This window comes from Kribbella sp. NBC_00889, from assembly GCF_045207705.1.
Taxonomy (GTDB): domain Bacteria; phylum Actinomycetota; class Actinomycetes; order Propionibacteriales; family Kribbellaceae; genus Kribbella.
Genome location: NZ_CP108783.1, coordinates 7306971 through 7319693, shown reverse-complemented (window position 1 = coordinate 7319693; position 12723 = coordinate 7306971). Strand labels below are relative to the sequence as shown.

Sequence of the window (12723 nt, the reverse complement as noted above, 5' to 3'; positions counted from 1 at the left end):
TAGATAGTTCATTATTAAACTACCGCTGCCCAGCTCAACGCCAATCCCCTGTCCGTCATTCCATCACGCCCTTGTCAGTCCCGGTCCATGTGGTGAAACTAGGTCCCGTCATGCGAAACCTCACCGCCCTGAGGAGAGTTCTCCATGCAGAACCCCAACACCTCGCCCCGCCTGACCCGGCGTCTCCTGCTCGGCAGCGCCGCCGCCGTTCCCGCGACCACCTTGCTGACCTCACCTGCCACCGCCGCCACTCCGCCCGCTTCTGGTGGTGACCTCTCCACCCAACTCCTGGCCGAATGGGCCGAGGCGCCCGGCGCCCATCCGCTCATCCCCGACATCTCCCACGCCGGCTTCCGCGGCGGCGAGCACCCGCTCCGCCCGCGGGTGGTCGCGAACGTCACCGACTTCGGCGCTCGCCCCGGCAGCACCGCCGACGCGTCCGTCCCCTTCACCCAGGCCCTCCAGTACGCCGGCAGTCGCGGTGGCGGGACGGTCGTCGTACCTCCCGGTGTGTACCGCTTCGACTTGCCGGTCTGGATCCACTGGTCGAACGTCGTTCTGAAGGGCGCGGGCCGGGAGCGCACGATCCTGCACTTCAACCGCCCGCTCGAGGAGGGCTACCGGCCGAACCTGCAGTCGACCGGCAACAGCCGCTGGTCGTGGACCGGTGGCCAGATCTGGGTGATGGCGCCGGAGCGGAAGGCACTGTCGGAGGCCGAGGAGTACGCCGGCTCCGAAGGTTGGATGCTCGGCGACACGTTGACCGAGGTCGGTGCGGCGTCCCGTGGTCAACGGACGCTGCTCGTGTCTTCGACCGAACACCTCGCCGCCGGGGATCTCGTCGTACTCGAGACCGACAATCCGGCCGATGCCGGCGTACTGCGGCATCTGGCCGGGGACGTGGCCGGGGCGCGGGAGTACGACTGGCCGGTGAAGGCGCCGCAGCTGACGACCGGGTCCGGTGGGCAGTACGTGCAGTACGCGAGCCTGCAGTGGCCGGTGCGGATCGAGGCGGTGCTGGGTGAACGGTTGGTGCGGCTGGCTCAGCCGCTCAGGTACGACCTCCGGCCGAGCTGGCCGTCCCGCTTGCGGGAGGTCGGGCCGACGGTGCACGACGTCGGTGTCGAGTCGCTGACGATTCGGAACGAGCTGCGGCCGATGACCGCGCACAACAGGCATCCAGGGTCGAACGGCCTGTGTTTCCAGGCGGTTCACGACTGCTGGGCGGACGACGTACAGGTGGAGAACTGCGATCTCGGGTTCGGGTTCACCACGACGAAGGCGGTGACGCTGACGAACGTGGTGGTCGGCGGCCGGTCCGCGCATCACAGCTTCGCCTGCCGGATGCAGTCGCACGACAACCAGGTGGACGGGTTCGAGATCGAGCAGTTCACGGTGCCGCTGCCGTCCGGGTCGACGCATCACGGCCTCAACCTGGAAGGGCTGTCGGCGGGCAACGTCTGGCGGCGCGGGCGGATGGCCGAGGGAACGTTCGACACGCATCGCGCGATGCCGTTCGAGAACGCCCGTACCGACATCACGCTGGTGAACAACGGCCGGGTCGGTGGGTCTGCCGCGTCCGGGCCGCTGTTCGGCGCGCGGATCGCGCACTGGAACGTCCGGATCACCTCCGGCAGTCCCTACGCGATCCAGCTCGCCGACGTCGCACCCCGCAGCATCACCGTCGGCCTCCAAGGTCTCACCTCAGACCCGAGCGGCCTGCCCCGCGACTTCCAAGGCGACCTCGAGAACGGCACCTACCTACTAGGCGACCGCCCCGCCGTCCCCGACCTGTACGTCGCCCAACGTCAGGCGCTGTGAGGCCTGAGTAGTTCGTCGTCACCGGTGAGCGCCGCCGCGATCCGGCGGTGCTTGCCGGCCTCCTCGGCCCGGGACTGCCGCTCGAGCGTCCGCGCCATCATCAGGTGCGCGTAGTACTCGGTCGGCTCCCGCTCGATCACCTCGAGCAACTGCTCCTCAGCCGGCTTCAGCAACGCCGCGTGATAGTAGGCCCGTGCCAGCAGCAACCGAGTCCCCACATCCTCAGGCGTCTCCTCCACCACCGGCCGCAAAGCCCGAATAGCCCCCCGATAATCCCGCTCCTCGAAGTACTGCTGCCCCAGCCCATAACCGAGCGCCCGCAAGTCCTCCACCAAACACCTCCTCGTAGCAACCAAGACACCGCATCAACGGCCCCACCCCCGCTCCTATTCCGGGCGCGTCGCCGGCCTGGAGGCTACGAGCCGAGGCGGGTGAGGGGTTCGTCGGTCAGGCGGTAGATGGTCCATTCGTCTTGGGGGTGGGCACCCAGGGATTTGTAGAAGTCGATGGCGGGGGTGTTCCAGTCGAGGACGGACCATTCGAGGCGTTCGTAGCCTTGGGTCACGCATTCCTGGGCCAGGGCGGTGAGGAGGGCTTTGCCCAGGCCGGTGCCGCGGGTTTCGGGGCGGACGAAGAGATCCTCGAGGTAGATGCCGTGGACGCCGCGCCAGGTGGAGAAGCTGAGGAACCACAGGGCGCATCCGGCCACCGCGCCCTCGTGTTCGGCGACGTGGCAGAAGACGGCGGGGTTCTCGCCGAAGAGTGCGGTGTGGAGCTGGTCCGCGGTCAGCCGGCACTCCTCGGGGGCTCGCTCGTACTCGGCCAGGCCGTACACCAGTTCCACGAGCGCGGGGACGTCGTCGGGGCGGGCTCGTCGTACTCGTTCGTCGATCTGCATGGACCTATCGTGCCCCGCCGTCGTTCACCCGCGCGCCAGAGGTACGTCGTCGAAGACCGGGATCCTCTCGTGCACGCGAGCTGACACGTGTAAGAGCTGACTTCGAGCATGCGGTGGTCGGTACGGTGACCGTGAACTGCGACGCCCTCGCGATCCCCGACCGCGACCAGCAGGTGATCATCTACACCGCGACCCCCGGCTCGCCGTCGGAGGAAGCACTGCGCCTGCTGTCGGTGGTCGGCACCCAACGACTCGACGTGCCCGGCTGAGCCTACTTCCGCGCGTAGATCCCGAAGGCGTCGTACGCGATCCATGAGCCCTCGTCCTTCACCAGCTCGATCACGTTCTGACCGGTCCGGAAGAGCGCCTTGGGCAACGGTGTCTCGAGGTACGACGGCTTGAGCGGTGAACCGGGGTAGGTGCTGTCGGCAACCGTCGAGCCCTTGGTGGCACCGTTCGCGAACGCCAGCCGCCCGACCTCGGTGCCGTTGACGGACAGTACGGCGGAGCCCGGGATGCTGGCGTGGCTGTCGATCAGCCACAGCGCCAGGTCGAGATCCTGCTCCGGCGGCGCGATCAGATCGAACCGGAACGTCACCGTGTGGTTCTTCGATCCGGCCCACTTGTCCGCCGGCCCCGGGAACAGGTACGACCAGTCGGCCGAGGGCACCGACGTTCCGTAGGTGTAGTCGACATCCGAGGGGAAGCGCACCGGGTAGTCGGCGTACCCCCTGGGTGACAACGCCAGCTCCGAGCCCTTGCCGTCATAGACGCCGACTCGCGCGATCGGTTGACCGGACAGCGTCACGGACGTCTTGTTCGCAGCGGCAAGGGAATGCGACGCCTGCGACCTGTTGCCCGCAGCATCCACTGTCACCACCCGATAGGACCTGGTGACGCCGGCGAATCCGAGTCCACGATGCACGAAGTGTGGATAGACGGTCTTGCCCAGCAGCGTGTACGTCGTGGATCCGGGCTCGGCGACGTGCACGGCGTAGTGGTCGACAACCGTTGCCCACGACACCGGTTTCCAGTCGAGGGTGAGGGTGCCGATGTCGCCGGTGCCACGAAGCTGGGTGATGGCGGGAGGACGATTCATCACAGTGCCTCCAGACGAGGATCGTCGGCGGGCGTGCGGAAGGTCGCGACCACATGCGGTTCGGCGTTCGCGTCGGCCTGGATGTAGGGGAAGGTGACGAACTCCGAGGTCAGGTCGGATCGGGTCAAGGTCGAGTGCACATACCCACGGCGCGCGTTGTAGAGCTTCACGTACGAGTGTTGGAGCCAGTCCTGCGCGTACTGGTCCGTGTCGGTGCCGTCCCCGTTCGAGCCGACCGACGAGCACACCAGTTCCACGCCGACCGTCCGCGAATCCGGATTCGCGAAGTCCAGCTTCAGTTCGGAGGCCACGTGGCGGTGGATGTCGCCGGTGAGCATGACCGCAGTGCCCGCCTGGCCCATCGCCTCGAGCACCCGGCGCCGGTTCGCCGGATAGCCGTCCCATTGCTCGGTCCGGTCGTCGGTGATCGCGCTGAGGACGACACCGCCCGCGACGACGTTCCAGGTCGCGGGTGAATGGCGGAGTCCGTCGTACAGCCACTTCTCCTGCTTGGCGCCCATGATGGTGCGCTGCTCGGACACGCGATCGGCTTCGTCCACCGGCAGCGGGTCGCGGTACTGCCGGGTGTCGAGCAGGTGCACCCGCGCGAGCGATCCGACGTCGTACCGCCGGTAGAGCTGACCGTCCGGTCCGTGCGGCAGGCTGTCCAGAGCGACCGGTAAGTTCTCGTAGAACGCGCGATACGCAACGGCGCGGCGATGCACGAACAGTTCCGGCGGGATCCCGTACAGCGAGTTGTCGGCGCCGTAGTTGTTCTGCACTTCGTGGTCGTCCCAGACCAGGAACCACGGCGCGGCCGCGTGCGCGGCCTGCAGGTCCGGATCGGTCTTGAACAGGCTGTACCGCAACCGGTATTGCTCGAGTGTCTCGATCTCCACGCCGTGCTCGGGTCCGACCGAGACGCCCTCGCGCCAGAGGTTGTCGCCGGCAACGATCCCGTACTCGTAGATGTAGTCGCCGAGGAAGAACACCGCATCCGGCGCCCGGCGGGCGATGTCGCGATGGGCTGCGAAGTACCCGTGGTACCAGGCCTGGCAGGAGGCAGTGGCGAAGGTGAACTGCGACCCCTGGACCGGCAGCGTCTTGGTCCGGCCGACCGGGCTGAGCTCGCTGCCGGCGCGGAACCGGTAGAAGTACTCGCGATCCGGCCGCAGACCGCGCACCTCGGGATGTACGGCGTGCGCCAGCTCGGGGGTGGCGATCGCGAGCCCACGGCGTACGACGCGCTGGAACTGGCTGTCCTCGGCGACCTCGTACTGCACGGGGACGGGAGCAGCGGGCATGCCGCCGTGTCCGTCGGTCGCCAGCGGCGACGGGGCGAGTCGGGTCCAGAGGACGAAACCGTCGGTGCGCGGATCACCGGAGGCGACGCCGAGCGCGAAGGCGCCGGACGGAATCGGGCGTGCCGGGGTGGCGTCGGCGCCGGCCGGCGCGGCGACGCCGATGGCGACCGCGGCGGCGCTCAGGCCGGTCAGCTGGAGGAAGGTACGACGAGTGGGAGGAGGAGGAGGCACGGGCGGGCTCCGATCCAGGGGAGGTCGAGTTGCGTCACATTCTTACGTAACTACCGTTCGAAAGGTAACCCCTTGACATCGATTCAGCACCAGGAGTGCTGAGTCTGTGCGGAGATTCCTGTTGGAATCGGAGACCCGCACGCGGGACGTTGGAGACATGGCAGCTCAGAAGAACCACACCCGCCGGATCGGCGACGTCGAGGTCAGCGCGATCGGGCTCGGCGGCATGCCGATGTCGATCGAGGGCCGGCCCGACGAGGCCCGGTCGATCACGACCATCCACGCGGCGCTCGACCTCGGCATCACGCTGATCGACACCGCCGACGCGTACCACCTGACCGCGACCGACGTCGGCCACAACGAGTCCCTGATCGCCAAGGCGCTGGCGTCGTACGGCGGCGACACCTCGAAGGTCCTGGTTGCGACGAAGGGTGGCCACCAGCGACCCGGTGACGGCAGCTGGACCGTGGACGGGTCCCCGGCGCACCTGAAGGAGGCGGCGGACGAGTCGCTCAAGCGGCTCGGGGTGGAGGCGATCGGGCTCTACCAGTTCCACCGGCCCGACCCGAAGACGCCGTACGCGGACTCCATCGGCGCGATCCGCGACCTGCTCGACGCCGGCAAGATCCGGATGGCCGGCATCTCGAACGCGAACCCGGCCCAGATCAAGGAGGCCAACGAGATCCTCGGCGGCCGACTCGTCTCGGTGCAGAACCAGTTCTCGCCGGCGTTCCGGTCCAGCGAGCCGGAGCTCGAGCTGTGCGACGAGCTCGGCATCGCGTTCCTGCCCTGGGCGCCGCTCGGTGGCATCTCCAACGCCGGCGACCTCGGCAGCAAGCACCCCGCGTTCCACCGGCTCGCCGCCGACCTCGGTGTCAGCCCGCAGCGCGTCACCCTCGCCTGGCTGCTGGCCAAGTCCCCGCATGTCGTCCCTATCCCCGGCTCCAGCCGCCCGGAGACGATCCGCGACTCGTACGCCGCCCTGGACCTCGAACTCACCCCCGACCAGGTAGCCACCCTGGACGCCGCCTGAGGTCAGTTGCGGCGGTGCTTGGCGTCGTACATCGCCTGGTCGGCGGTGTGGAGGAGGGTGTCCAGGTCGGTCGAGCCGGGTGTGATCGGGGCGGTGCCGATGCTGGTGCTGACCTCGATGGTGATGCCGGGGAGCGGGCGGCTGACGGCGGTCTCGAGGCGGGCGATGAGGGTCGCGAGGTCCTCGTCGACGATGTCCTCGGCGAGGATCGCGAACTCGTCGCCGCCCAGGCGGGCCACGGTGTCGCCGTGCCGGACCTCAGCGGCCAGCCGGGTGGCGATCTCGCGCAGCGCGCGGTCGCCGGCCTCGTGACCGTAGCCGTCGTTCACCAGCTTGAAGTGGTTGAGATCGCAGAACAGCACGGCACCGGGCCGGCCTGACGCGCGGGTCCGCTCCAGCACCGCGGCGAAGCGGTGCTGGAGCAGGCGGCGGTTGGGCAGGCCGGTCAGCGGGTCGTGGGCGGCGTGGTGGCGCAGCTCGCGCTCGGCGTCCTTGCGGGCGGTCACGTCGTCGATCTGGATCAGCAGGATCCGCGGCAGCCCGGCGCCCTGGGCGACGATCGTCGCCGTCCCGCCGAGCCAGATCTCGTTGCCCCCGGGCTGGGTGAAGATCCGCTCGAACCGGTACGTTCTGTTGCCTCGGGCAAGCTCTTCGAGCTCCCGCTGGGACTGGGCCGGCTCCTCGTCGCGGAGGAATTCCACCATCGGTACGCCGATCAGCTGGTCGGGGGCGTACCCGGTGATCCGGCAGAACGCGTCGTTCACGCGCACGATCCGGCCCGCCTCGGACCCGTCGAAGGCGATCGTGGCCATCCCGTTCCCGGCGCCCTCGAAGACCATCCGGAACGTCGTCTCGCTCGCCTCGAGCCGGGTCTTCTCGGCCAGCAACTGATCGGTCAACCGGGCCTTGTCGATCGCCAGCCCGGCCTGGGTGGCGAAGATCTCCAGCAACTCCCGGTGGATCGGGCCTGGCCGCCGCTGATCCTCGGGCAGGTCGACCGCCAGCATCCCGACCAGTTCACCGTCGGACGAGTGCAGCGGCGCGAACAACGCGTCCAGCGGATGCCAGGCGGCGGGGTCGTCCGACACCGGGATCTCGGGCACCCAGCCGACGACCTCGCCTTCGGGCAGCCGTTCGTGCGGCACGAAGCGCAGGCCGCCCCACTTGTCCGCGATGGCGAACTCGCCGTCGAAGATGTCCGCCGCGCTCACCGTGCCGAGCAGGGCTTCCCGTGCCTCCGGCGAGCCGGCCACCGCGATTACCTCGAACTTGCCGTCCGGGTGGCGCAGGTTCAGTACGGCGATGCCGAAGCCGAGGCCGTCCACCACACCGTCGACGACCGCCTGCAGCGTCTCGGCCAGGCTCCGCCCCGCACCCATCCGGGCGCTCACCTCGTACAGGCGGCGGATGGCGGTCAGCCGGACCGTAGGCTCCTTCTGCACGGATCGAGCCTAGACCGATCTCACCAGCAGTGAGCGGTCGTCACCAGATCTGATCCGGTTAAGCCGTGTCTGGTGGTCCCGAGCCCGGGTCAGAACCGGAGTTCGGTCAGGCCGCGGTAGCTGCGTTCGGCCGAGTGCCAGGCGTCGGTGGGCTTGTCGTGCTCGACCAGCCACTGCTCGACGCCGCCCTCCGTGGCGTGCGCGAACATCGCGGCGAAGTCGAGCTTGCCGGCGCCGACGTCCTCCCACGACCCGTCCGCGGCCATGTCCTTCACGTGCAGCGCCGGGAACCGGCCCGGGTTCTCCTGGAAGTACTGCGCCGGGTCCTGGCCGCCCTCGACCGCCCAGTACAGGTCGAACTCGAACCCGAGCAGTTCCGGATCGACGTCCAGCAGGATGTCGAAGAGGATCTGCCCGTCGACCGAGTCGAAGTCGCGCCCGTGGTTGTGGAACAGCAGTTTCAGTCCGGCATCACGCGCGGCCTTACCGGCCTCGGTGAACGCCGCGGCCGCCGTACGGAAACCCTCCACCGAATGCAGCTCGGAGGGAATCGACGGTACGACGACCCACTTCCCGCCCAGCGTCTTCACTCCGGCCAGCGCGCTGTCCCAGTCGTCCGCCATCCGGGTGTACCCGATGTGCTCGAGCACGATCGACAGCCCGGCGTCGTCCGCGAAGGACCGGATCTCTTCGGCGCTGTGGTCGAACCGCCCGCTCACCCCGATCGTGCGATATCCGATCCCGGCGAGGCGCTTCAGCGTCCCCGGGTAGTCCTCGGCCAGCACGTCGCGCATCGTGTAGAGGTGCATGCCGATGCCGTCGGCGGGGATGGTCCGGTCACTCATACGGTCAGCTCCTGATGTCGAGGGTCAGATGACGTGTTCCCGATACCGCGCGAGCGCCAGGTCGAAGACCTGCTGCCCTGGTGCGTCCCACACCTTCTGGTTGAAGATCTCTACCTCGATCGGCCCGTCGTACCCGGCCGCATCGCACGCTGCACGGAGACGGCGCAGCTCGATCGAGCCGTCGCCCATCATGCCCCGGCCGAGCAGTGTGTCCTCCGGAAGCGGGACGACCCAATCGCTCACCTGGTAGGAGAGGATCCGCTCACCCGCGCGCTCGATCTGCCGGTAGACGTCGGCGTCCCACCACAGGTGATAGGCATCGACGATCACGCCGACCTGTGTCGCCGGGAACTGCTCGGCGAGATCCAGGGCGCCCGACAGCGACGACACCACGCACCGGTCGGAGCAGAACATCGGATGCAACGGCTCGACCGCGAGCCTGACCCCGCGTTCCGACGCGTACGGCGCCAGCTCGGCCAGCCCGTCGCGGACCATGGAACGCGCGCCGTCGAGGTCGCGCGAGCCCGGCGGCAGACCGCCGCTGACGAGCACCAGCACGGAGGTCCCGATCGTGGCGGCCTCGTCGATCGCGCGACGGTTGTCCTCGATCTTCGCTGCTCGCTCGGCCGGATCGGTCGACGTGAAGAAACCGCTGCGGCACAGCGACGACACCTTCAGTCCCGCGTCGGCGACGAGCCGGGCGGCCTTGTCGACGCCGTACTCCTGGATCGGTTCACGCCACAGCCCGATCCACGACAGCTCGGCCTTGGCGCTCGCCGCGACGACATCCTCGAGCGGCCAGTACTTCGTCGTCGCCTGGTTCAGGCTGTAACGATTCACGCGTCGACTCCACCCACCCGCAGCAACTGCCCGAACCGCTGGACGGCAAGCTCCGGATTCGTCAGTACGCCGGCTTGATCGGCGAGCCGGAAGGTGTCGGCCAGGTGGGGCAGCGACCGGCCGGTCTGCAGGCCACCCACCATCGAGAACCCGGGCTGGTGCCCGTTCAGCCAGGCCAGGAAGGCGATCCCGGTTTTGTAGTAGTACGTCGGCGCCGAGAAGATCTGCCGCGCGAGCGGGACCGTCGGTGCGAAGACGCGGTCGTAGGTGTCGAGGTCGCCGTCGTCCAGCGCCTTCAGCGCCGCCGCGGCGGCGGGCGCGATCGCGGCGAAGATGCCGAGCAGTGCGTCGCTGTAGCGGTCGTCGTCGCCCTTGATCAAGGCCGGGTAGTTGAAGTCGTCGCCGGTGTAGAGCCGGACGCCCTCCGGCAGACGGTTGCGCAGGGCAACTTCACGCGAAGCGTCCAGCAGCGAGACCTTGATCCCGTCGACCTTTGTCGCATTGTCGGCAATCAAATCGACGACGACATCCGCGGCGGTGTCGAGCGAGTCGCTACCCCAGTAGCCGTCGAGGGCCGGATCGAACATCGACCCGAGCCAGTGCAGGATCACCGGGCGGGTCGATTGACCGAGCAGCCGGTCGTAGACCTTCCGGTAGTCCTCAGGCGACTCGGCGGCGGCACACAACGCCCGACTAGCCATCAGGATCGGCTGCGCGCCGACCTCCTCGGCCAGACCTAGCTGCTCTTCGTACGCAGCAATCACCGCGTCCAACTCGTGGGGACCGTCGGAGCCGGCTGTGGGACGGTTCGCAGCGGTGAGCTGGTCTGTGCCGACGCCAACCGCGATCCGCCCGTCCGGCGCCTCGGCCGCGGACCGCCGGATCAACTCCTGCGTCGCCGGCCAGTCCAGCCCCATCCCACGCTGCGCGGTGTCCATCGCCTCGGCCACCGACAACCCCAGCGACCACAGATGCCGCCGAAACTCCAGCGTGTGCTCCCAATCAATCACCGCAGGCGCACCCGGCGAGTTGTCCCCGAGCGGATCCGCCACCACATGGGCGGCCGCAAACGCCAGCCGCGACCGAGCCGGCGAATAGGTGCCCCGAGCAACCGGCTCACCCACCAACCGGTACCTCTCCAACCCATCACCGGCTGGAAGGAGAACCTCGAGCGTCACAGCTGTCCCTCGAGGTTCAGAGCGGGGACCTCGAGTTTGCGGCCCTCGCGCCAGGACTGCAGGCCCAGCTCGGCCAGCTGCACGCCCTTGGCGGCCTCGACGAAGTCCCAGGTGAACGGGGCGTCGTCGACCACGTGCCGCAGGAACATCTCCCACTGCACCTTGAACCCGTTGTCGAACACCTCGTTGTCCGGCACCGTCGCCCACTGGTCCCGGAACTTCTCGGTGGCCGGAAGGTCCGGGTTCCACACCGGCTTCGGCGTCGCGGACCGGTGCTGCGCCCGGCAGTTCCGCAGCCCCGCGACCGCGGATCCCTCGGTCCCGTCGACATGGAACTCGACCAGCTCGTCGCGGAACACCCGCGTCGCCCACGACGAGTTCATCTGCGCGATGATCCCGCCCTCCAGCTCGAAGACGCCGTACGCCGAGTCGTCTGCGGTGGCGGTGTACTCGTTGCCTTGTTCGTCGACCCGGGTCGGGATGTGGGTCGCGCCCTGGCAGTACACCGACTTGACCTGGCCGAAGGTCTGGTCGAGCACATACCGCCAATGGCAGAACATGTCGAGGATGATGCCGCCGCCCTCTTCGAGCTTGTAGTTCCACGACGGCCGCTGCGCTTCCTGCCAGTCACCTTCGAAGACCCAGTAGCCGAAGTCACCCCGGACCGAGAGGATCCGGCCGAAGAACCCACCGTCGACGAGTCGCTTGAGCTTCCGCAGCCCGGGCAGCGACAGCTTGTCCTGGACGATGCCGTTCTTCAGCCCGGCGTCCCGGACCAACCGGGCCAGGTCGATCGCCGCGTCCAGGCTCTCCGCGATCGGCTTCTCGCAGTAGATCGCCTTGCCTGCTTCGACCGCGGCGCGGACGCCCTTCTCCCTGAGCTGGGTCAGCGACGAGTCGAAGTAGATCTCGACGTCCGGCTCGGCGAGCGCCTCGGACAGGTCGGTGGTCCACCGGGTCAGGCCGTGCTGCTCCGCGATCCGGCGCAGCTTCAGCTCGTTGCGGCCGACCAGGATCGGCTCGGGGATGATCATCGTCCCGTCGGCGGCGGGCAGGCCGCCCTGCTCGCGGATCGCCACGATGGAACGCTCGAGGTGCTGGCGCAGGCCCATCCGGCCGGTGACGCCGTTCATCACGATGCCGACGCGTCGCTCGTTCACTGTTCTGCCTCTCGCGAAGAAATGTCGTAGATGTCGAGGCGACCGCACATGCCATGCAGGCCGAACTCGGTGGGGGCGGGTAGCTCGTGGAGTTCAGCGGTCTGTAGGTGCGGCGCCGTACCGGCTTCGAGAGCATCGAGGGCGGCGCCGGTCTGCTCGGCCAGCCGGCGAGCGCCCTGGTCCCAGCGGCGGCGCCAGTCCGGTAGCTGCGGCTGGACGATCCGGACCGCCGCCGCGTAGAAGTCGTCCAGCGCGGACGGCCCGTCGGTTTCGTAGGACTCCCGCAGTACGGCGAAGCCGTCGAGCGCGAGGTTGCGCCGGGCCATCGCGGACGTGGTCCGGGCCTCACCCTCGCCGGTGAGGGTGGTCGCCTTCAGATAGGTCTCGCGGTCCGTCAGGTGCTCCGGCGGCAACGTCAGTACGGCGTCGCCGGCCTCGGGGAGCCCGGAGTTCGACATCAGCGCCAGGATCTGGAGGCTGCCGCCGTTGACCAGCCGGTGAATCGTCCCGGGGTCGAACCAGACCACAGCGCCGGCCTCGAGCGGGGTCTGCGTGAAGCCCTTGGGGTTCAGCGTCTGGACCGAGCCGGATCCGGCGACCACGTAGTACCCCTCGGAGCAGGCCAGGTGCACGTGCGGGGAGCCGCCGGCCGAACCGTCCGGGGCCTGGAGGTCGTACACCTTCAGCAACGAGATGCCGATGCCGCCCGGCAGCGCCGTGGCCGGGCCCGGTCCGAACTCGCACATCGCCGCCTCCCCTCGTGAGCCTGGGAAAGGGCTTTCCGAGGCCTGTGGCCGCCACTTTAGGTGGGCCGTCACGACGAGTCAACCCGTAACGGAAAGCGATGTCCGACCGCATCCGGTCAGCACACT

13 protein-coding genes are annotated in these 12723 nt (G+C 68.6%); 3 read left to right on the top strand and 10 right to left on the bottom strand.

Annotated features, from left to right (window positions below):
- The first annotated feature begins 144 nt into the window (after nt 1-144).
- Complete coding sequence (locus OG817_RS35830; protein WP_406049306.1) at nt 145-1821, top strand: glycosyl hydrolase family 28-related protein; 1677 nt, start codon at nt 145-147, stop codon at nt 1819-1821.
- On the opposite strand, the gene OG817_RS35825 is transcribed toward OG817_RS35830, so the two are convergent.
- Nucleotides 1809-2153: a tetratricopeptide repeat protein gene (locus tag OG817_RS35825; protein ID WP_406049304.1), complete on the bottom strand. Its 345-nt coding sequence runs from the start codon at nt 2151-2153 to the stop codon at nt 1809-1811. The two genes, OG817_RS35830 and OG817_RS35825, sit on opposite strands and share 13 nt — an antisense overlap.
- 83 nt (nt 2154-2236) lie before the next feature.
- The gene (locus OG817_RS35820) at nt 2237-2656 is read right to left on the bottom strand and encodes a GNAT family N-acetyltransferase (protein WP_406049302.1); all 420 of its coding nucleotides are present in this window, start codon (nt 2654-2656) and stop codon (nt 2237-2239) included.
- Between OG817_RS35820 and OG817_RS35815 the strand changes: the two genes are divergently transcribed.
- On the top strand, nt 2584-2988 hold the full coding sequence (locus OG817_RS35815; protein ID WP_406049300.1) for a hypothetical protein: 405 nt from the start codon (nt 2584-2586) through the stop codon (nt 2986-2988). The two genes, OG817_RS35820 and OG817_RS35815, sit on opposite strands and share 73 nt — an antisense overlap.
- Before the next feature lie 2 nt (nt 2989-2990).
- Here the strand turns inward: OG817_RS35815 and OG817_RS35810 are convergent, their stop codons facing one another.
- Nucleotides 2991-3818, bottom strand: coding sequence for a polysaccharide lyase family protein (locus tag OG817_RS35810; protein WP_406049298.1), 828 nt, complete (start codon nt 3816-3818; stop codon nt 2991-2993).
- Complete coding sequence (locus tag OG817_RS35805; protein ID WP_406049296.1) at nt 3818-5353, bottom strand: alkaline phosphatase D family protein; 1536 nt, start codon at nt 5351-5353, stop codon at nt 3818-3820. The genes OG817_RS35810 and OG817_RS35805 overlap by 1 nt, the downstream gene beginning before the upstream one ends.
- A 157-nt stretch (nt 5354-5510) precedes the next feature.
- Here OG817_RS35805 and OG817_RS35800 point away from each other — a divergent pair, with 157 nt between their 5' ends.
- Entirely contained in the window at nt 5511-6386 is an 876-nt protein-coding gene (locus OG817_RS35800) for an aldo/keto reductase (protein ID WP_406049294.1), read from the top strand.
- Nucleotides 6387-6388: 2 nt separating this feature from the next.
- Here the strand turns inward: OG817_RS35800 and OG817_RS35795 are convergent, their stop codons facing one another.
- From OG817_RS35795 to OG817_RS35770, 6 genes are all read right to left on the bottom strand, one after another.
- Complete coding sequence (locus tag OG817_RS35795) at nt 6389-7828, bottom strand: diguanylate cyclase domain-containing protein (RefSeq protein ID WP_406049292.1); 1440 nt, start codon at nt 7826-7828, stop codon at nt 6389-6391.
- Between the two features lie 89 nt (nt 7829-7917).
- Nucleotides 7918-8673, bottom strand: coding sequence for a sugar phosphate isomerase/epimerase family protein (locus tag OG817_RS35790; protein WP_406049290.1), 756 nt, complete (start codon nt 8671-8673; stop codon nt 7918-7920).
- 24 nt (nt 8674-8697) lie between these two features.
- On the bottom strand, nt 8698-9513 hold the full coding sequence (locus tag OG817_RS35785; protein WP_406049288.1) for a sugar phosphate isomerase/epimerase family protein: 816 nt from the start codon (nt 9511-9513) through the stop codon (nt 8698-8700).
- Entirely contained in the window at nt 9510-10691 is a 1182-nt protein-coding gene (locus OG817_RS35780; RefSeq protein ID WP_406049286.1) for a dihydrodipicolinate synthase family protein, read from the bottom strand. Before OG817_RS35780 ends, OG817_RS35785 begins: the two co-directional genes overlap by 4 nt.
- A complete protein-coding gene (locus OG817_RS35775; protein ID WP_396390839.1) occupies nt 10688-11851 on the bottom strand; it encodes a Gfo/Idh/MocA family protein in 1164 nt (387 codons plus the stop codon). Before OG817_RS35775 ends, OG817_RS35780 begins: the two co-directional genes overlap by 4 nt.
- Nucleotides 11848-12597 carry a cupin domain-containing protein gene (locus OG817_RS35770; protein ID WP_406049284.1) on the bottom strand — a complete coding sequence of 250 codons (750 nt, stop codon included), beginning with the start codon at nt 12595-12597 and terminating at the stop codon, nt 11848-11850. Before OG817_RS35770 ends, OG817_RS35775 begins: the two co-directional genes overlap by 4 nt.
- Nucleotides 12598-12723: the final 126 nt, after the last annotated feature.

Coding starts and splice junctions, on each gene's coding strand:
- OG817_RS35810 (WP_406049298.1), bottom strand. CDS start 3,818: ATGAATCGTCCTCCCGCCATCACCCAGCTTCGTGGCACCGGCGACATC.
- OG817_RS35830 (WP_406049306.1), top strand. CDS start 145: ATGCAGAACCCCAACACCTCGCCCCGCCTGACCCGGCGTCTCCTGCTC.
- OG817_RS35800 (WP_406049294.1), top strand. CDS start 5,511: ATGGCAGCTCAGAAGAACCACACCCGCCGGATCGGCGACGTCGAGGTC.
- OG817_RS35790 (WP_406049290.1), bottom strand. CDS start 8,673: ATGAGTGACCGGACCATCCCCGCCGACGGCATCGGCATGCACCTCTAC.
- OG817_RS35770 (WP_406049284.1), bottom strand. CDS start 12,597: ATGTGCGAGTTCGGACCGGGCCCGGCCACGGCGCTGCCGGGCGGCATC.